Origin of the sequence: Pseudomonas huaxiensis (assembly GCF_003231275.1) — a bacterium.
GTDB lineage: Bacteria > Pseudomonadota > Gammaproteobacteria > Pseudomonadales > Pseudomonadaceae > Aquipseudomonas > Aquipseudomonas huaxiensis.
The window spans coordinates 1-16,561 of record NZ_QKVL01000072.1; the positions used below are offsets into that span (position 1 = coordinate 1).

At 63.1% G+C, this 16,561-nt stretch carries 15 protein-coding genes; 5 read left to right on the forward strand and 10 right to left on the reverse strand.

The window, feature by feature from the left end; all coding sequences use genetic code 11:
• Positions 1-526 precede the first annotated feature (526 nt).
• The 9 genes from DM374_RS31315 to tkt all read right to left on the reverse strand — a co-directional run bounded on the left by DM374_RS31315 (position 527) and on the right by tkt (position 9,867).
• Positions 527-823, reverse strand: a complete 297-nt coding sequence (locus tag DM374_RS31315) for a winged helix-turn-helix domain-containing protein (protein ID WP_110973373.1) — start codon at positions 821-823, stop codon at positions 527-529.
• A gap of 17 nt (positions 824-840) precedes the next feature.
• On the reverse strand, positions 841-1,341 hold the full coding sequence (locus tag DM374_RS31320; RefSeq protein WP_095155890.1) for a YgjP-like metallopeptidase domain-containing protein: 501 nt from the start codon (positions 1,339-1,341) through the stop codon (positions 841-843).
• Between the two features lie 41 nt (positions 1,342-1,382).
• Positions 1,383-3,503: a putative bifunctional diguanylate cyclase/phosphodiesterase gene (locus tag DM374_RS31325; protein WP_110973374.1), complete on the reverse strand. Its 2,121-nt coding sequence runs from the start codon at positions 3,501-3,503 to the stop codon at positions 1,383-1,385.
• Positions 3,504-3,702: 199 nt separating this feature from the next.
• Positions 3,703-4,767, reverse strand: coding sequence for a class II fructose-bisphosphate aldolase (fba, locus tag DM374_RS31330; protein ID WP_095155888.1), 1,065 nt, complete (start codon positions 4,765-4,767; stop codon positions 3,703-3,705).
• A gap of 100 nt (positions 4,768-4,867) precedes the next feature.
• Positions 4,868-5,200, reverse strand: a complete 333-nt coding sequence (locus DM374_RS31335; RefSeq protein ID WP_110973375.1) for an MliC family protein — start codon at positions 5,198-5,200, stop codon at positions 4,868-4,870.
• Positions 5,201-5,250: 50 nt separating this feature from the next.
• Entirely contained in the window at positions 5,251-5,469 is a 219-nt protein-coding gene (locus DM374_RS31340) for a hypothetical protein (protein ID WP_095155886.1), read from the reverse strand.
• 32 nt (positions 5,470-5,501) lie between these two features.
• Positions 5,502-6,665, reverse strand: a complete 1,164-nt coding sequence (locus DM374_RS31345; RefSeq protein ID WP_095155885.1) for a phosphoglycerate kinase — start codon at positions 6,663-6,665, stop codon at positions 5,502-5,504.
• 12 nt (positions 6,666-6,677) lie between these two features.
• Positions 6,678-7,748, reverse strand: coding sequence for an erythrose-4-phosphate dehydrogenase (gene epd / locus DM374_RS31350; RefSeq protein WP_095155884.1), 1,071 nt, complete (start codon positions 7,746-7,748; stop codon positions 6,678-6,680).
• A 121-nt stretch (positions 7,749-7,869) separates the two neighbouring features.
• On the reverse strand, positions 7,870-9,867 hold the full coding sequence (gene tkt / locus DM374_RS31355; protein WP_110973376.1) for a transketolase: 1,998 nt from the start codon (positions 9,865-9,867) through the stop codon (positions 7,870-7,872).
• Positions 9,868-10,126: 259 nt separating this feature from the next.
• Here tkt and DM374_RS31360 point away from each other — a divergent pair, with 259 nt between their 5' ends.
• The 4 genes from DM374_RS31360 to DM374_RS31375 all read left to right on the forward strand — a co-directional run bounded on the left by DM374_RS31360 (position 10,127) and on the right by DM374_RS31375 (position 14,642).
• Positions 10,127-11,122, forward strand: coding sequence for an ArsR/SmtB family transcription factor (locus tag DM374_RS31360; protein WP_095155882.1), 996 nt, complete (start codon positions 10,127-10,129; stop codon positions 11,120-11,122).
• Positions 11,123-11,140: 18 nt separating this feature from the next.
• Entirely contained in the window at positions 11,141-12,331 is a 1,191-nt protein-coding gene (metK, locus tag DM374_RS31365; protein WP_110973377.1) for a methionine adenosyltransferase, read from the forward strand.
• 186 nt (positions 12,332-12,517) lie between these two features.
• Positions 12,518-14,191 carry an NAD-dependent DNA ligase LigB gene (ligB, locus tag DM374_RS31370; protein ID WP_110973378.1) on the forward strand — a complete coding sequence of 558 codons (1,674 nt, stop codon included), beginning with the start codon at positions 12,518-12,520 and terminating at the stop codon, positions 14,189-14,191.
• Between the two features lie 55 nt (positions 14,192-14,246).
• Entirely contained in the window at positions 14,247-14,642 is a 396-nt protein-coding gene (locus DM374_RS31375; protein WP_110973379.1) for a DUF1090 domain-containing protein, read from the forward strand.
• Between the two features lie 60 nt (positions 14,643-14,702).
• Here the strand turns inward: DM374_RS31375 and DM374_RS31380 are convergent, their stop codons facing one another.
• On the reverse strand, positions 14,703-15,152 hold the full coding sequence (locus tag DM374_RS31380) for a c-type cytochrome (RefSeq protein WP_110973381.1): 450 nt from the start codon (positions 15,150-15,152) through the stop codon (positions 14,703-14,705).
• A gap of 131 nt (positions 15,153-15,283) precedes the next feature.
• On the opposite strand from DM374_RS31380, the gene mltA reads away from it, so the two are divergent.
• Positions 15,284-16,441, forward strand: coding sequence for a murein transglycosylase A (mltA, locus tag DM374_RS31385; protein WP_110973380.1), 1,158 nt, complete (start codon positions 15,284-15,286; stop codon positions 16,439-16,441).
• The last annotated feature ends 120 nt before the right edge of the window (positions 16,442-16,561 follow it).

Sequence of the window (16,561 nt, forward strand, 5' to 3'; positions counted from 1 at the left end):
ACCGCTGCGCTGGCAGACCCCGCAGATGCCGGGGTCCAGCGGGTTGGCTTCGTTGCAGGCAATGTCGATGCAGAGGCCGAAATCGAAAGGGTTATCGGAATTCATGAGTATTCCTCCGCGTGAGGCAGGTCAGCCGCGGAGCTGGACTCGACGAATCCGGATGCATCGCTGGGGATGAAGCGCAAACAGGATGGGACGGGCATGCAGTGCTCCCTGCAACTGCGCACCCAGCACCAGATTCAGCGCAAGGCCGCATGAGAAAGGTAACCACCGGGGTGCCGGGCCATACGCTTGCTGGCCCCTGACCCTGGAGGATTCCATGGAAGAAATTCCGCAGAATCCTGCATGCGCGATCAGTGACCGGGATATAGGAAAAATCCTAAGAAAGGCAGTGAAATCACCTGGATTTCAGAAAACCAACTGACCGCGGGTTCATCGAAGGAAATAGTCAGCGCTCGAGCGCTTGAGCGCGCTATTGCTGAAAAGCCCGCTACAGGGATCTGCTGCGAGCCAGAAAGCAGGTCAATCAGGGATAACCCAACACGTCGCGAATCGACCTCAGGTTCTGAATGATCCACCCCTTGTCGATCGCACCCCAATCATGAATCCGGTAATGCCCGGCGTGGTTGCGCGCCCCCGCTTCCTGCTCGAATTCACAGACGATATCCAGATCAGCCAACGCGGCGATGGTGTCCTGCGCGGTGCGGCGGGGCATGCCGGTGGCGGCCATCAGCGCCGGGACGCTGCTGGCGGTCTGGCTGTCGATCAGCCAGGCAACATACAGGCGACGGTAGAAACTGCTCTTGGTCTTGCTTACGTCCATGCAAAGGGTCCTTTGACTCACTGATCGCCCGGCAACTCGCGCCAGGTCAGGTAAACGCGCAGGTCGAACTCCAATTGATGGTAGCCCGGCTGCATGTATTCACAGAGTTTGTAAAAAGCCTTGTTGTGCTCGGCTTCTTTGAAATGCGCCAGTTCGTGCACCACGATCATGCGCAGGAACTCCGGCGCCGCCTCCTTGAACAGCGAAGCGATACGGATCTCTTTCTTCGCCTTGAGCTTGCCACCCTGCACCCGCGAAACCGCCGTGTGCAGACCGAGCGCACGGTGGGTCAGGTCGAGACGGTTGTCGAACAGCACTTTGTCGAGGTTCGGCGCGTTGCGCAGGTGTTCCTGCTTGAGGTTCTGCGCATAGCTGTACAGCGCCTTGTCACTCTGCACGTCATGCCGGGCCGGATAGCGCTTTTGCAGGTAGTCGCCCAGTTGGCCACGGGCGATCAACTGGCGTACCTGATCTTGCAGGGCGGGCGGGTAGGCTTGCAGGTACTTGAGGGTGTTCATGGCTGCTGCGGGTGAAAGGGGGAAGGCCGCAGTGTACCCAACTACTGCCCTTGCCAGTCAAAAAAGGCCGGGAAGCGCCCGGCTTCCGCTGCGGTGATCGGCCGTGCCACGAGGAAGCCCTGGACGTACTCGCAGCCGTGTTCGCGCAACCATTGCGCCTGCTCCGGGGTTTCCACACCCTCGGCAATCACGCTGATGCAGTACTGCTGGCAAAGGTCGATGACGCAGCGCACCAAGGCCGCGTCGACGTCGGAATCGGGCAGGCGTGCCACCAGGTGGCGGTCGAGCTTGAGCGTGTCGATCGGCAGGTCGCGCAACAGGCGCAGCGAGCAATCGCCAGCGCCAAAATCATCCAGCGCCACGCGCACGCCCAACTCGCGCAGTTTGCGCAACTGGCGCAACGCGGCGTCGAGGTTGTCGGTCAGCGAGGTCTCGGCGACTTCCACTTCCAGTTGGCTCGGTTTCAAGCCTTCACGGGCGATGACCTGCGACAGCTCTTCGATCAGGTTGGGCATGCCGAACTGCACGCGACTGAGGCTGATGCCCAGGGTCAGGTCGTCAGGAAAATGCCCGCACCAGGCTCGCCGCTGCTCGGCGCCCTGGCAGTAGATCCAGGAGGCCAGGCGGTTGATCAACCGCGCTTCTTCCAGCAACGGCAAGAACAGCCCCGGCGGCACATCGCCGACACTCGGATGGCGCCAGCGCAGCAGCGCCTCGAAGCCGCGCAAGCGACCGTCGGAGAACGCCACCTGCGGCTGGAACACCAGGGTGAAATCCTGGTTATCCACCGCCGCGCGAACGCTGTCTTCCAGCATCAGCCGCGAACGGGCGCGGCCGTTGAGGTCTTCGTCGTAATAACGGTACTGCTGGCGTCCGGCCTGTTTGGCCGCGTACATCGCCGTATCGGCAGCGCGCAGCAGCCCGTCGAGGTTGGCGCCGCAGTCGGGGTAAATGGCGATGCCGATACTGACCCCGAGCATCACTTCGAGGCCGTCGATCTGCTGACGGATCGACATGCGCTCGATGCACTTCTCGGCAAAGCGCGCCGCCTGTTCGGGATAGTCGAGATCGTCGAGCAAGGCGGTGAACTCATCACCGCCCATCCGCGCCAGAATGCCGTGGCCGCCCAGGCAGTCTTTCAGTTGCTCGGCGACCCAGTGGAGCACCTGATCGCCGGTTTCGTGGCCAAGGGAATCGTTGACCCGCTTGAAGCCATCGAGGTCCAGGTACATCAGGGCATGGTGCTTTTCCGAATGTTCGCTGCGTACCAGCGCACTTTCCGCAGCCTGATAGAAACCACGGCGATTGAGCAGGCCGGTAAGCGGATCGGTGACCGCCTGATGCTCCAACTGCTGGTGCAGGCTGCGCACTACCGACATGTCCAGCACCGTCACCACCATCGCGCGTTGCTCACCGGGCAAGGCAGCGCAGGACAGCGCCACCGGCAGCGCCTGGCCATTGCTGGTGCGCAGCACAGCGTCATGCAGGCGGAAGATATCCCGTTCCAGGTACGCCTGATAAAACGCCGACTCGCGCCATTGCGCCGCCGTCGGCGACAACACGAAGTCCAGCAGACCGGCGCCCTGCAACTGGTCGACCGACGCAAGCAGCAAGCGGGAAATGGCCGGATTGGCGAAGCGAATGGTGCCATCCTCGGCCACCACCAGAATACCTTCGGCGGCGTTCTCCAGCACCGAGGCGTTGAAGGCACGGGCCGCTTCCAGGTCGCGGGTCAGCCGTTGCAAGGCGCGACGGTTACGCTGCTGGTCGAGCAGGGCCTGCACCTTGGGCTTGAGAATTTGCGGGTCGAAGGGTTTGAACAGGTAATCCACGGCGCCGCTGGCATAGCCCTTGAGCACCGCCGCCTGGGTCTGTTCGTTGGCGGTCAGGAAGATGATTGGTGTCAGCCGCGTGCGCTGGCTTCCGCGCATCAGCCGGGCCACTTCAAAGCCGTCCATGCCCGGCATCTGCACATCCAGCAGGACCAGGTCGACCTCATGTTCAAGCAAGGTACTCAGGGCTTCGATACCCGAACTGGCGGTCAAGACTTGCCAATCCTGACGTGCAAGCAAGGCCCGCATACTGGTCAGGTTTTCCGGATAGTCATCAACAATCAGTAGAACTGAGCCACCTTCTTGTGTCGGAATCTGAGCGCATTCCATGCTGCTTCTCTATTGGCAACTACGTCATCTTTCGGATGAAATCTGCGCGTTTGACTCTAGACCCGAGTTTTCCAAATCTAAAGCTGGCAACTGGCCAACAGGTGCTTTAACGATAGTTCGCCGACTAACGGTCTTCCTGAGTGATCAACAGGCATAAAAAAACCCGCATCGCTGCGGGTTTTTTTGGTTTGCGCGCGTATCAGTTGACCTTCGCGGCCAGCTCGCCTTTGGCGTAACGCAGGAACATATCGTCCAGGGAGATCGGCTTGATCTTCGATGCGTTGCCCGCAGTGCCGAAGGCTTCGTAGCGGTCGATGCAGATGTCGCGCATGGCTTCGACGGTCTTGGCGAAGTATTTACGTGGGTCGAACTCGGCCGGGTTCTGCGCCAGGAACCGACGGATCGCGCCGGTGGAAGCCAGACGCAGGTCGGTGTCGATGTTTACCTTGCGCACGCCGTACTTGATGCCTTCGACGATTTCTTCGACTGGCACGCCGTAGGTTTCTTTGATGTCACCACCGAACTCGTTGATGATCGCCAGCCAGTCCTGTGGAACCGAGGACGAACCGTGCATCACCAGGTGAGTATTAGGGATGCGCTTGTGGATTTCCTTGATGCGGTCGATCGCCAGGATGTCGCCGGTAGGCGGCTTGGTGAACTTGTAGGCGCCGTGGCTGGTGCCGATGGCGATGGCCAGGGCATCGACCTGGGTTTTCTTGACGAAGTCAGCGGCCTCTTCCGGATCGGTCAGCATCTGGCTGTGATCCAGGATGCCTTCAGCGCCAACACCATCTTCTTCACCGGCCTGACCGGTTTCCAGGCTACCCAGGCAACCCAGCTCACCTTCCACGGAAACGCCGCAGGCGTGGGCGAATGCCACGGTCTGCTGGGTGACGCGGACGTTGTATTCGTAGTCGGACGGGGTCTTGCCGTCGGCTTTCAGCGAGCCGTCCATCATCACCGAGCTGAAGCCCAGTTGGATGGAGCGCTGGCAGACGTCAGGGCTGGTGCCGTGGTCCTGGTGCATGCACACCGGGATGTGCGGGAATTCTTCGATCGCCGCCAGGATCAGGTGGCGCAGGAACGGCGCGCCGGCGTATTTGCGGGCACCGGCCGAGGCCTGGACAATCACCGGAGAGTCGGTCTTGTCAGCGGCTTCCATGATGGCGCGCATCTGTTCCAGGTTGTTGACGTTGAAAGCTGGAACGCCGTAACCGAACTCGGCGGCGTGGTCCAGCATCTGGCGCATGCTAATGAGTGCCATTGTGTATCTCTCTCCCGACAAGCGTCGTTTTTCGTGCAAACCTGCCGCAGCGGCGGTTGCTGTTCAAGTTGTGTGGGCCAGTATCAGCCGGCCCGGCCAGTCACGGTGCCTTGCAGCCCCGCCCTATCAAATCGTTGGTCGCAACCCAGTACACCAGGCCCTCATCGCCCTTGGTGTGCAAGGCCAGCACGCCATCGCTGTACAGCGCTCCAGATCCGGCCGGCTCGGGTTTGAGCCGGTAGACCTGATCGCCGCCGCCAAGGCGTACGTCCATCTCCTGGTTGCCGGCGCCTGCCGCACGCCAGAGCACTTCGGCCTTGCTGTCGCAGACCCAGCGGGTCCAGTTGTCGGCCGGGGCCGCCGCCGGTGCGGGCATGAAGCTGGCGCATCCTGCGAGTGTTGCCAGGGCCATCAAGGCCAGAACACCTTTCATCCACTTCCTCCAGCAGACCACAAACCTGGCGACAGGTTGTCGCGAGCCGATCAAGGGCATCCCTTGGCCCGGCGCTGATGTTCGTCGTCGTATTTTTCCAGGCCATCCGGACCGAGCCGTTTATTGATGACCGGCGCGGTCTCGGCCTGCCATTCGGACTGGTAGCAGCCACCCTTTTCCGCGGCAGGCCGGTCGGGAGCGGAGTCAGGCGTGCTGGAGCAGGCGCTCAGCACGACGCTCATGACCATCAAGGACAAGCGCTTGATCATCTGTTCGCTCCCTTTGCCAGGCACCGGGCGAGTCAGGCCTTGGCCCGCTGTTCCAGAACCTCGACCGCCGGCAGGACCTTGCCCTCGACGAATTCGAGGAAGGCACCGCCACCGGTAGAAATGTAGGAGATATCAGCCGCGACGCCATATTTGTCGATGGCTGCCAGGGTGTCACCACCACCGGCGATGGAGAAGGCGCTGCTTTGCGCGATCGCTTTGGCCAGGGTTTTGGTGCCGTTGCCGAACTGGTCGAACTCGAACACGCCGACCGGGCCGTTCCACAGCACGGTTTTCGACGATTTCAGCAACTCGGCGAATTGCTCGGCGGTTTTCGGGCCGATGTCCAGGATCATGTCGTCGTCGGCAACGTCGGCGACCGATTTGACGGTAGCTTCGGCGTCTTCGGCGAAGGCCTTGGCAACCACCACGTCGACTGGCAGCGGCACGTTGACCTTGGCAGCGATGGCCTTGGCGGTCTCGACCAGATCAGGCTCGTACAGCGATTTGCCGACCTTGTGACCGGCCGCGGCGAGGAAGGTGTTGGCGATGCCGCCACCGACGATCAGCAGGTCGCAGATCTGGCTCAGGCTGTTCAGCACGTCCAGCTTGGTGGACACCTTGGAGCCGGCAACGATGGCGGCCATCGGCTTGGCCGGCGCTTTCAGGGCCTTGCCCAGGGCGTCCAGCTCGGCGGCCAGCAGCGGGCCTGCAGCGGCGACCTTGGCGAACTTGGCCACGCCATGGGTCGAACCTTCAGCGCGGTGAGCGGTGCCGAAGGCATCCATGACGAACACGTCGCACAGCGCGGCGTACTTCTGCGCCAGCTCGTCGGCGTTCTTTTTCTCGCCCTTGTTGAAGCGCACGTTCTCGAACAGCACGATGTCACCGGCCTTCACCTCGACACCGTCCAGGTAGTCGGCGACCAGCGGCACGTCGCGGCCCAGGGCCTTGCTCAGGTAGTCGGCAACCGGCTTGAGGCTGTTCTCGGCCGAGAACTCGCCTTCGGTCGGACGGCCAAGGTGCGAGCAGACCATCACCGCCGCGCCCTTCTCCAGGGCCAGCTTGATGGTCGGCAGCGAAGCAAGGATGCGCGCATCGCTGGCAACCACACCGTCCTTCACAGGGACGTTGAGGTCTTCGCGGATCAGTACGCGCTTACCTTGCAGATCGAGGTCGGTCATCTTCAAAACGGTCATGAATGCAGTCCTTCAGGGCTGTTTGCGAGTGGTGCGGGTGGTGTGGTCCACGACGCGCAGAAAATGATCGGCGACGTCGAGCATGCGGTTGGCGAACCCCCATTCGTTGTCGAACCAGGCCAGCAGGTTCACCAGGCGAGGGCCGGAAACACGGGTCTGGCTGGCATCGACGATGGCCGAATGCGGGTCATGGTTGAAATCACAACTGGCGTGGGGCAGCTCGGTATACGCCAGCAGCCCCTGCAGCGGTCCGCTCAGGGCCGCGTCCCGCAGCACCTGGTTGACCTCGGCGGCCGTGGTGTCGCGGGTGGTTTGCAGGGTGATGTCCAGGCACGACACGTTCACCGTCGGTACACGCACGGCTTTGGCCTGGATTCTCCCGACAAGTTCCGGGAGCAGTCGCTCGATACCCCGGGCGAGGCCGGTGGACACCGGAATCACCGACTGGAACGCCGAACGGGTGCGGCGCAGGTCTTCGTGGTGATAGGCGTCGATGACGGGCTGGTCGTTCATGGCCGAGTGGATGGTGGTGATCGACACATAGTCGATGCCGAACGCCTGATCCAGCACCCGCAGCAGAGGCACGCCGCAGTTGGTGGTGCAGGAGGCGTTGGACACCAGCAACTCGTCGCCGGTCAGGCAGTCCTGGTTGATGCCGTAGACCACGGTGGCATCGACGTCCTGCTCACTGGCCATCGGCTGGGAAAACAGCACCCGCGGTGCGCCCGCATCAAGGAAGCGCTGGCCATCGGCGCGAGTGTTGTAGGCCCCGGAGCACTCCAGCACCAGGTCGACGTCCAGCGCCGCCCAGTCGATGCCCTCGGGCGTGGCACTGCGCAGCACTTTCACGCAGTCGCCATTGATATGCAGACAGTCGCCGTCGACCTTCACCTCGCCGGGGAAGCGCCCGTGGGTGGAGTCGAAGCGTGTCAGGTATTCCAGACTGGCCTGGTCGGCCAGGTCATTCAGCGCAACGATCTCGAAGCCCGCCTTCGCGCCCCGTTCGACGAGTGCGCGCAGGACGCAACGACCGATACGGCCGTAACCGTTGAGTGCAACTTTATAGGGACGCGGTTGAGACATTGGGGGCTCACGGAACAGATCGTTATCGGCAATCGGCGGTTTTTTGCGTTGTCGCATTCGGTGACAAGCCCGCCCCTGCAAGTGCGGGGGCGGGCTTGTCATCGATCCGCAGATCCTTACATCAGTCTTCCAGCAGCTCTTCAGCGGTACCCAGGATGTTTTCCAGGGTGAAGCCGAACTCTTCGAACAGTGCGCTGGCCGGAGCCGATTCACCATAAGTGGTCATGCCGATGATGCGACCTTCCAGGCCGACGTACTTGTACCAGAAGTCAGCATGGGCGGCTTCGATGGCGATGCGCGCACCGACTTCCAGCGGCAGTACCGACTGCTTGTAGCCAGCGTCCTGGGCGTCGAACACGCTGGTGCTCGGCATCGACACGACGCGGACCTTGCGGCCCTGCTCGGTCAGCTTGTCGTACGCCTGAACGGCCAGGCCCACTTCGGAACCGGTGGCGATCAGGATCAGCTCAGGCTCGCCAGCGCAGTCCTTGAGCACGTAACCGCCACGGGCGATGTCGGCGATCTGCTGAGCGTCGCGGTCCTGATGCTGCAGGTTCTGGCGCGAGAAGATCAGCGCCGAAGGGCCGTCCTTGCGCTCCAGGGCGTGCTTCCAGGACACCGCCGATTCAACGGCGTCAGCCGGGCGCCAGGTATCCAGGTTCGGCGTGCTGCGCAGGCTGCTCAGTTGCTCGATCGGCTGGTGAGTCGGGCCGTCTTCGCCCAGACCGATGGAGTCGTGGGTGTAGACGTGGATCACGCGCTGCTTCATCAGGGCGGACATGCGCACCGCGTTACGGGCGTATTCCATGAACATCAGGAAGGTCGCGCCGTAAGGCACCAGGCCGCCGTGCAGGGCGACGCCGTTCATGATTGCGGTCATGCCGAATTCGCGCACGCCGTAGTACATGTAGTTGCCGTTGGCATCTTCATGGCTGACGCCCTTGCAACCTTTCCACAGGGTCAGGTTGGAACCGGCCAGGTCGGCCGAACCGCCGAGCAGTTCCGGCAGCAGCGGGCCGAAAGCGTTCAGGGTGTTCTGGCTGGCCTTGCGGCTGGCGATGGTTTCGCCTTTGGCGGCAACTTCGGCGATGTAGGCAGCGGATTTCTCTGCGAAGTCGGCCGGCAGGTCGCCGTTCAGACGACGCTTCAGTTCGCTGGCCAGCTCAGGGAAGGCGGCGGCGTAAGCGTCGAAGCGCTTGTTCCACTCGGCTTCGGCGGCGGCACCGGCTTCCTTGGCGTTCCACTCGGCATAAATCTCGGCAGGCACTTCGAACGGACCGTAGTTCCAGTTCAGTTCCTTGCGGGCCAGGGCGATTTCGTCGTTGCCCAGTGGGGCGCCGTGGCAATCTTCCTTGCCCTGCTTGTTCGGCGAACCGAAACCGATGATGGTCTTGCAGCAGATCAGGGTCGGCTGCTCGCTCTTGCGGGCGGTCTCGATGGCGGTCTTGATTTCGTCGGCATCGTGGCCGTTGACGTTGCGGATCACCTGCCAGTTGTACGACTCGAAACGCTTCGGCGTATCGTCGGTGAACCAGCCTTCGACTTCACCGTCGATGGAGATGCCGTTGTCATCGTAGAAGGCAACCAGCTTGCCCAGGCCCAGGGTACCGGCAAGGGAAGCGACTTCGTGGGAAATGCCTTCCATCATGCAGCCATCGCCGAGGAACACATAGGTGTTGTGATCGACGACGTTATGGCCAGCACGGTTGAACTGGGCGCCCAGCACTTTCTCGGCGAGGGCGAAGCCCACGGCGTTGGCCAGGCCCTGGCCCAACGGACCGGTGGTGGTCTCGACGCCAGGGGTGTAGCCGAACTCCGGGTGGCCCGGGGTGCGGCTGTGCAGTTGGCGGAAGCTCTTCAGGTCATCGATGGACAGGTCGTAACCGGTCAGGTGCAGCAGCGAATAGATCAGCATCGAGCCGTGACCATTGGACAGCACGAAGCGGTCACGGTCAGCGAAATTCGGGTTGCTCGGGTTGTGCTTCAAAAAGTCACGCCAAAGAACCTCGGCGATATCCGCCATGCCCATGGGGGCACCGGGATGGCCGCTGTTGGCTTTTTGCACGGCATCCATGCTGAGGGCACGAATGGCGTTGGCACGCTCACGACGGCTGGGCATCGCTTGTCTCCTGGGGCTTGAATAAAGAACGAACGGAAAAAAGGCGGCCATTTTCGCCCAGGCGCATGCCCGGGGGCAATGACGGATGGTCGAACTGGAACGATTTTCCTGCGTTTGCGCGGTGATTCCGTGGCCGGACCAACGAAACAGCCGAAAAAGCCTGCCCCGCCGACAGTTTTAGCTCCGCCTATCGACCAATATCAAAACTTTTTGATATTGGTCTTGCGACGCGGGTTTGGCCTGACTAGACTGCCGCCCCATGAATATTCGCGTACCCGTTCCGGATTCTCGGCAAAGCGACCGCCTGGCTGCCCTGTGCAAGTCGGGCGGCGACCCGCTGCGCCTGAACGTATTGCGCGTGTTGGCCAGCGATTCGTTCGGCGTGCTGGAACTGGCGCAGATCTTCGCCATCGGCCAGTCCGGCATGAGCCACCACCTCAAGGTGCTGGCCCAGGCCGAGCTGGTGGCGACCCGCCGCGAAGGCAACGCGATTTTCTATCGCCGCGCCCTGCCCGACGGCCTGAGCCTGGGCGGCAAGCTGCACGCCGCGCTGCTCGAAGAAGTCGACGGGCTGCCGCTGGCGGAAGACATGCAGGCGCGAATCGGCCAGGTCCAGCAACGGCGTGCGGCCACCAGCCAGGACTTCTTCCTGCGCGTGGAAGAGAAATTCCGCGCCCAGCAAGACCTGATCGCAGGCCTGGCGCAGTACCGCGAAAGCCTGCTGACGCTGCTCGACAAACTCAGCTTCGAGCCCGGTGCGAGCGCCCTGGAAGTCGGCCCCGGCGACGGCGAATTTCTTCCCGAGCTGGCCCGGCGCTTCGCCCAGGTCACCGCACTGGACAACAGCCCGACCATGCTCGACCTGGCCCGCCAGGTCTGCCAGCGCGAACGGCTGGCTAACGTAAACCTGCAACTGGCCGATGCCCTCAATACCACCGAGGTCCAGGCCGATTGCGTCGTGCTGAACATGGTCCTGCACCACTTCAGCGATCCGGCCGCGGCCCTGGAACAACTGGCCGAACGCGTCAAACCAGGCGGCAGCCTGTTGGTTACAGAGTTATGCAGCCACGACCAGAGTTGGGCCCGCGAAGCCTGCGGCGATCTCTGGCTGGGCTTTGAACAGGACGACCTGCTTCGTTGGGCGTGCGCTGCGGGACTGGCTCCCGGAGACAGCCTCTATGTGGGCTTACGTAATGGTTTCCAGATCCAGGTCCGCCATTTTCAGCGGCCGACTGGCAACACTCACCACCGGTAAATTTAGGAACCCGTCGAGATGAGCGAATACTCCCTTTTCACCTCCGAGTCCGTATCTGAAGGGCATCCGGACAAAATCGCCGACCAGATTTCGGACGCGGTGCTGGACGCCATCATCGCGCAAGACAAATTCGCCCGCGTGGCGTGTGAAACCCTGGTGAAAACCGGCGTGGCGATCATCGCTGGCGAAGTGACCACTTCGGCCTGGGTCGACCTCGAAGACATCGTGCGTAAAGTCATCGTCGACATCGGCTACAACAGCTCCGACGTCGGCTTCGATGGCGCGACCTGCGCCGTCATGAACATCATCGGCAAGCAGTCCGTGGACATCGCCCAGGGCGTTGACCGCAGCAAGCCGGAAGACCAGGGCGCCGGCGACCAGGGCCTGATGTTCGGCTACGCCAGCAACGAAACCGACGTGCTGATGCCAGCGCCGATCTGCTTCTCGCACCGTCTGGTCGAGCGCCAGGCCGAAGCGCGCAAGTCCGGCCTGCTGCCGTGGCTGCGTCCGGATGCCAAATCCCAGGTCACCTGCCGCTATGAAGGCGGCAAGGTCGTGGGCATCGACGCGGTCGTGCTGTCCACCCAGCACAACCCCGAGGTTTCGCAGAAAGACCTGAAAGAAGCCGTGATGGAGCTGATCGTCAAGCACACCCTGCCTGCCGAACTGCTGCACAAGGACACCCAGTTCCACATCAACCCGACTGGCCAGTTCATCATCGGTGGCCCGGTAGGTGACTGCGGTCTGACCGGCCGCAAGATCATCGTCGACAGCTACGGCGGCATGGCCCGTCACGGTGGCGGTGCGTTCTCCGGCAAGGATCCATCCAAGGTTGACCGTTCCGCCGCCTACGCCGGTCGTTATGTCGCCAAGAACATCGTTGCCGCCGGCCTGGCCGAGCGTTGCGAAATCCAGGTCTCCTACGCCATCGGCGTGGCCCAGCCGACCTCGATCTCGCTGAACACCTTCGGTACCGGCAAGATCTCCGACGACAAGATCATCAACCTGGTGCGCGAGTGCTTCGACCTGCGTCCGTACGCAATCACCACCATGCTCGACCTGCTGCACCCGATGTATCAGGAAACCGCTGCCTACGGTCACTTCGGCCGTACCCCGCAGCAGAAGACTGTCGGCGACGACACCTTCACCACCTTCACCTGGGAACTTACTGACCGCGTTGACGCCCTGCGCGCCGCCGCCGGCCTGTAACCCCCAGCGTTGAAAGAGCCCCGGCCGGGTAACTGGCCGGGGCTTTTTTGTGTCCGTCCGTTGCACCCCCACGCCGATCTCAAGCGGTTTCGCCGCCTCGAAACATGGCCTGACACACCGGTCCAGGCACCTTGGCCGTGCTTTCCTAGGCTGTGATTTCCCCTCCGCCGAGCAAGGACGCTCGTCATGCCGTTAATCGCCGCCCTGCTGTTGTTTTTCCTTTCCGTCCCGGCCTTTGCCCAGGCCTGCCCCGACTGGTCCGGCACCGTTGCCACCCGCCAGCTCACCGAACTGCGGGACCGCCTGGCCATCTGGGACGACCGCTACCACCGCCTCGGTGTCTCGCTGGTCAGCGACGAACTGTACGACCAGCACCGCGCACGCCTGCACCGTCTGCAAGGCTGTTTCCCCGGCACCGACATCAACACCGCCAACCCGCTGGCCAGCGCCGCCGGCCCGATCCACCATCCGGTGGCGCACACCGGCCTCGACAAGCTGGCGGACGAGAACGCCGTAGCGGCCTGGCTGAAAGGCCGGCAAGACGTGTGGGTCCAGCCCAAGGTCGATGGCGTGGCCGCGACGCTGATCTATCAGCGTGGCACATTGGTGCAACTGATCAGCCGCGGCGATGGCAGCACCGGCCATGACTGGAGCCGGCATATCCCTGCCCTCGACCCCGCCCTGCGCAACCTCGTCGAAGCCCGCGACCTGACCCTGCAAGGCGAGCTGTTCTGGCGCCTGGACGGACATGTTCAGGCCAGCGCCGGCAGCCTCAACGCCCGCAGCCGGGTCGCCGGCCTGCTGGCACGGCATCAGGTCAGCGCCGAAGACGGGCGCAACCTGGGCCTGTTCATCTGGGCCTGGCCCGATGGCCCGCAAGATCCCGGTGAGCGCCTCGCCCGGCTTACCGCCCTTGGCCTGCGCAACAGCGAAACCTACAGCCAGCCGGTCAAACGCCTCGAAGACGCCGTGCACTGGCGCCAGCACTGGTATCGCTCACCCCTGCCGTTCGCCAGCGACGGCGTGGTGCTGCATCAGGGCCGGCAACCACCGGCGGACCGCTGGCAGCCGCGGGCGTCACACTGGAGCGCGGCGTGGAAATACCCGTTCGCCCAAGCTGTGGCCGATGTGCGGGGCGTGCACTTCCGGGTTGGCCGAACCGGCCGCATCACCCCAGTCATCCAGCTCGAACCGGTGCGCCTCGATGACCGCCTGGTGCGTCAGGTCAGCGCCGACTCATTGCAACGCTGGCAGCAACTGGATATCCAGCCCGGCGACCAGATCATCCTCAGTCTCGCCGGGCTGACCATCCCACGGATCGAAGCGGTCACCCAACGCGGCCTCCGGCACAACAAGGTGACACCGCCTGCGCCAGACACCTATCACCCGCTGAGCTGCTGGCAGCCAGACTCCGGCTGTCGCGAGCAGTTTCTCGAACGCCTGACCTGGCTGGCGGGCAAACAGGGATTGAACATGCCCGGCGTCGGCCCCGGCACCTGGAACAAACTGATCGACGCCGGTCAGTTGAACAGCCTTGCCGACTGGCTCGACCTGCAGCAGGACGACTTGCTGAGCATCAGCGGCATCGGCCAACGCAGCAGCCAACAGATGCATGCTGCCTTTGGCCAGGCGCGCGTCCAGCCATTCAGCCGTTGGGCCAGGGCGCTGGGTGTGCCGGCGCCGAAACAAACCAACCTGGGCTATTCCTGGGCCGCACTGGCCTCGCGCAGTGCCGCGCAATGGCAACAGGAGCCGGGTATCGGGCCGCTGCGCGCAGGGCAACTCGTGTCGTTCTTCAACGATCCGCAGGTCAGGACGCTCGCCGTTCGTCTGGGCGAACATGCAATCGAGGGTTTCTAAATCCCGTGGATCAGGGCAGCATCACGGGTTCTGCTTGCCCGACGACGGAGCTTTTATGAAATCGATTTCCCCGCTTGCCCTGTTCACCCTCTGCGCTGTACTCGCGGCCCCTGCGCTGGCGGCCGAAGAACAGCCGGGCCTGACCGGATGCGCCGCCAAGCAGCAGGCCATCAGCATCCAGATCGAACAGGCCCGCAGCCACGGTAACGCCGAGCAGCAAGCCGGGCTGGAAAAGGCCCTGAGCGAAGTGAAGGCCAACTGTACCGACGCCGGCCTGCGCAAAGAGCGTGAACAGAAAGTCCTCGATGCCCGCCACGAAGTCAGCCAGCGCAAGAAAGACCTGGACAAGGCCATGAAGAAAGGCGACGCGGAGAAGATCAACAAGCGCAAGGACAAACTGGCCGAAGCCAACAAGGAACTGCAGGACGCTCTGCAGGAACTGGAGAAGTAAGTCGGCTTTTCAGACATCGCGACAGTTCGGCACCCGCCGAACCGTCGCGATCAATGTTGCTCAGTGATTCCTGAACTCGGTATGGCACGCCTTGCAAGCCGCCTCGACCTTGTCCATCGGCGCCTGCAATTGCGCGGCCTGCAACGGCTGAACGCGGGTGACGGTCACCAGTTCAGCCGTCGTCGCCTCAAGTTGCCGCGCCAGTTCCTCGAACCGCGCCTGCTTCTCCCAGACATCCGCCCGGGCGCTGGTATCATCCGTTTCCTTGACCTGTGGAAAATGCTTCCACGGCTCACGGGACAGCCCGTCAAGCTTGACCGCGCCGTCGGCGAATTTCTGTCCGTCGAAGTTCACCCGCCCGCGCAACATGCCGCCCATGTCCTCGCTGGTCTTGAGCATCTGCTTGAAGATGGCCTTGCGCTGGCCCAGCGGCGAATTCGGATCGACCCCGCCACAGGCGGTCAGGGTCAGGCAGGCCAGGAGTACAAAGGAACAACGCTTGAGCATCATGGTCATCAACGGCTCACGGTAAAAAAGGCGGCCAGTATCCTCGCCTCACCGGCAAAGACCAATACCCCCAAGAAAACTACGGGTTGGGCAGCGGCCCTCGCGCCCGCACGACCCGCAAAGGAAATACCCGCATGAATACTCCCCTGCGCCGCCTCGGCTGGACCCTTTCCCTGTTTGCCCTGCTCGCTGGCTGCAACGGCGGCGCCCCGGAAAAATCCAAACCGCACCCGGTCGCCACTTACACCCACGCCACCTGGCAAGACCTGCCGAGTGTCGCCGAAGCCGATCTGGTGGCTGGCTTCGAAGCCTGGCGCAGCGCCTGCCAGCGCCTCAAGAACGACCCGGCCTGGGGCCCGACCTGCGCCGCGGCGGCCAACGTCCCGGCGGATGCCCGGCAGATCCGCGACTTCCTCGGCAATCAGTTGGAGGTCTACAGCCTGCGCTCGGCGGAAAACAACGCCAGCGGCCTGATCACCGGCTACTACGAGCCGGTCTATCCCGGCAGCGAAACCCGCACCGAGCGGGCCAACGTGCCGGTCTATGGCATCCCCGATGACCTGATCGTGGTGGCACTGGACAGCGTCTACCCCGAACTCAAGGGCAAGCGCCTGCGGGGCCGCCTCGAAGGCCGCACCCTCAAGCCCTACGACACCGCCGAAGTGATTCAGCGTCAGGGCGTGAAAGCACCGGTCGTGGCCTGGCTGACTGACCCGATGGACCTGCAGTTCCTGCAGATCCAGGGTTCGGGCCGTGTCCAGCTCGATAACGGCCGGCAACTGCGCCTGGGCTACGCCGACCAGAACGGCCACCCTTATCGACCGGTGGGCCGCTGGCTGGTGGAGCAGGGTCAATTGAACAAAGAAGACGTGACCATGGGCGCCATCCACGCCTGGGCCCAGGCCAACCCGGCGCGGGTGCCGGAATTACTGGCGAGCAACCCCAGCTACGTGTTCTTCAGCACCCGCCCGGACAGCAACGAAGGACCGCGCGGCTCGCTTAACGTACCGCTGACGGCGGGCTATAGCGTGGCGATTGACCGCAAGGTGATCCCGCTGGGCAGCCTGCTCTGGCTGTCCACCACTCGTCCCGACGGCAGCCCGGTGGTGCGTCCGGTGGCGGCGCAGGACACCGGTGGCGCGATCGCTGGCGAAGTACGCGCGGACCTGTTCTGGGGAACAGGCGAAGCGGCCGGCAAGCTGGCCGGAGACATGAAGCAGCAAGGGCAGATCTGGTTGCTGTGGCCGAAAGGGATGGCCTTGCCGGCGGTACCGCAGACTGAGGCCAAGTAAGAGGTAGTTTTTTAGGGCCTCATCGCTGCATGGGTATCTACACATCTCGGAATTCTGTGACGGTCACGATCTGCCGGTCAGAGGATCTGGTCATGGCCACCATTTGCTAGCCGATAGTTC

What these genes read in the sequence shown, in the direction of transcription:
- DM374_RS31315 (WP_110973373.1), bottom strand. Translation starts at nt 823, where the DNA reads ATGGACGTAAGCAAGACCAAGAGCAGTTTCTACCGTCGCCTGTATGTT.
- DM374_RS31320 (WP_095155890.1), bottom strand. Translation starts at nt 1,341, where the DNA reads ATGAACACCCTCAAGTACCTGCAAGCCTACCCGCCCGCCCTGCAAGAT.
- DM374_RS31325 (WP_110973374.1), bottom strand. Translation starts at nt 3,503, where the DNA reads ATGGAATGCGCTCAGATTCCGACACAAGAAGGTGGCTCAGTTCTACTG.
- fba (WP_095155888.1), bottom strand. Translation starts at nt 4,767, where the DNA reads ATGGCACTCATTAGCATGCGCCAGATGCTGGACCACGCCGCCGAGTTC.
- DM374_RS31335 (WP_110973375.1), bottom strand. Translation starts at nt 5,200, where the DNA reads ATGAAAGGTGTTCTGGCCTTGATGGCCCTGGCAACACTCGCAGGATGC.
- DM374_RS31340 (WP_095155886.1), bottom strand. Translation starts at nt 5,469, where the DNA reads ATGATCAAGCGCTTGTCCTTGATGGTCATGAGCGTCGTGCTGAGCGCC.
- DM374_RS31345 (WP_095155885.1), bottom strand. Translation starts at nt 6,665, where the DNA reads ATGACCGTTTTGAAGATGACCGACCTCGATCTGCAAGGTAAGCGCGTA.
- epd (WP_095155884.1), bottom strand. Translation starts at nt 7,748, where the DNA reads ATGTCTCAACCGCGTCCCTATAAAGTTGCACTCAACGGTTACGGCCGT.
- tkt (WP_110973376.1), bottom strand. Translation starts at nt 9,867, where the DNA reads ATGCCCAGCCGTCGTGAGCGTGCCAACGCCATTCGTGCCCTCAGCATG.
- DM374_RS31360 (WP_095155882.1), top strand. Translation starts at nt 10,127, where the DNA reads ATGAATATTCGCGTACCCGTTCCGGATTCTCGGCAAAGCGACCGCCTG.
- metK (WP_110973377.1), top strand. Translation starts at nt 11,141, where the DNA reads ATGAGCGAATACTCCCTTTTCACCTCCGAGTCCGTATCTGAAGGGCAT.
- ligB (WP_110973378.1), top strand. Translation starts at nt 12,518, where the DNA reads ATGCCGTTAATCGCCGCCCTGCTGTTGTTTTTCCTTTCCGTCCCGGCC.
- DM374_RS31375 (WP_110973379.1), top strand. Translation starts at nt 14,247, where the DNA reads ATGAAATCGATTTCCCCGCTTGCCCTGTTCACCCTCTGCGCTGTACTC.
- DM374_RS31380 (WP_110973381.1), bottom strand. Translation starts at nt 15,152, where the DNA reads ATGATGCTCAAGCGTTGTTCCTTTGTACTCCTGGCCTGCCTGACCCTG.
- mltA (WP_110973380.1), top strand. Translation starts at nt 15,284, where the DNA reads ATGAATACTCCCCTGCGCCGCCTCGGCTGGACCCTTTCCCTGTTTGCC.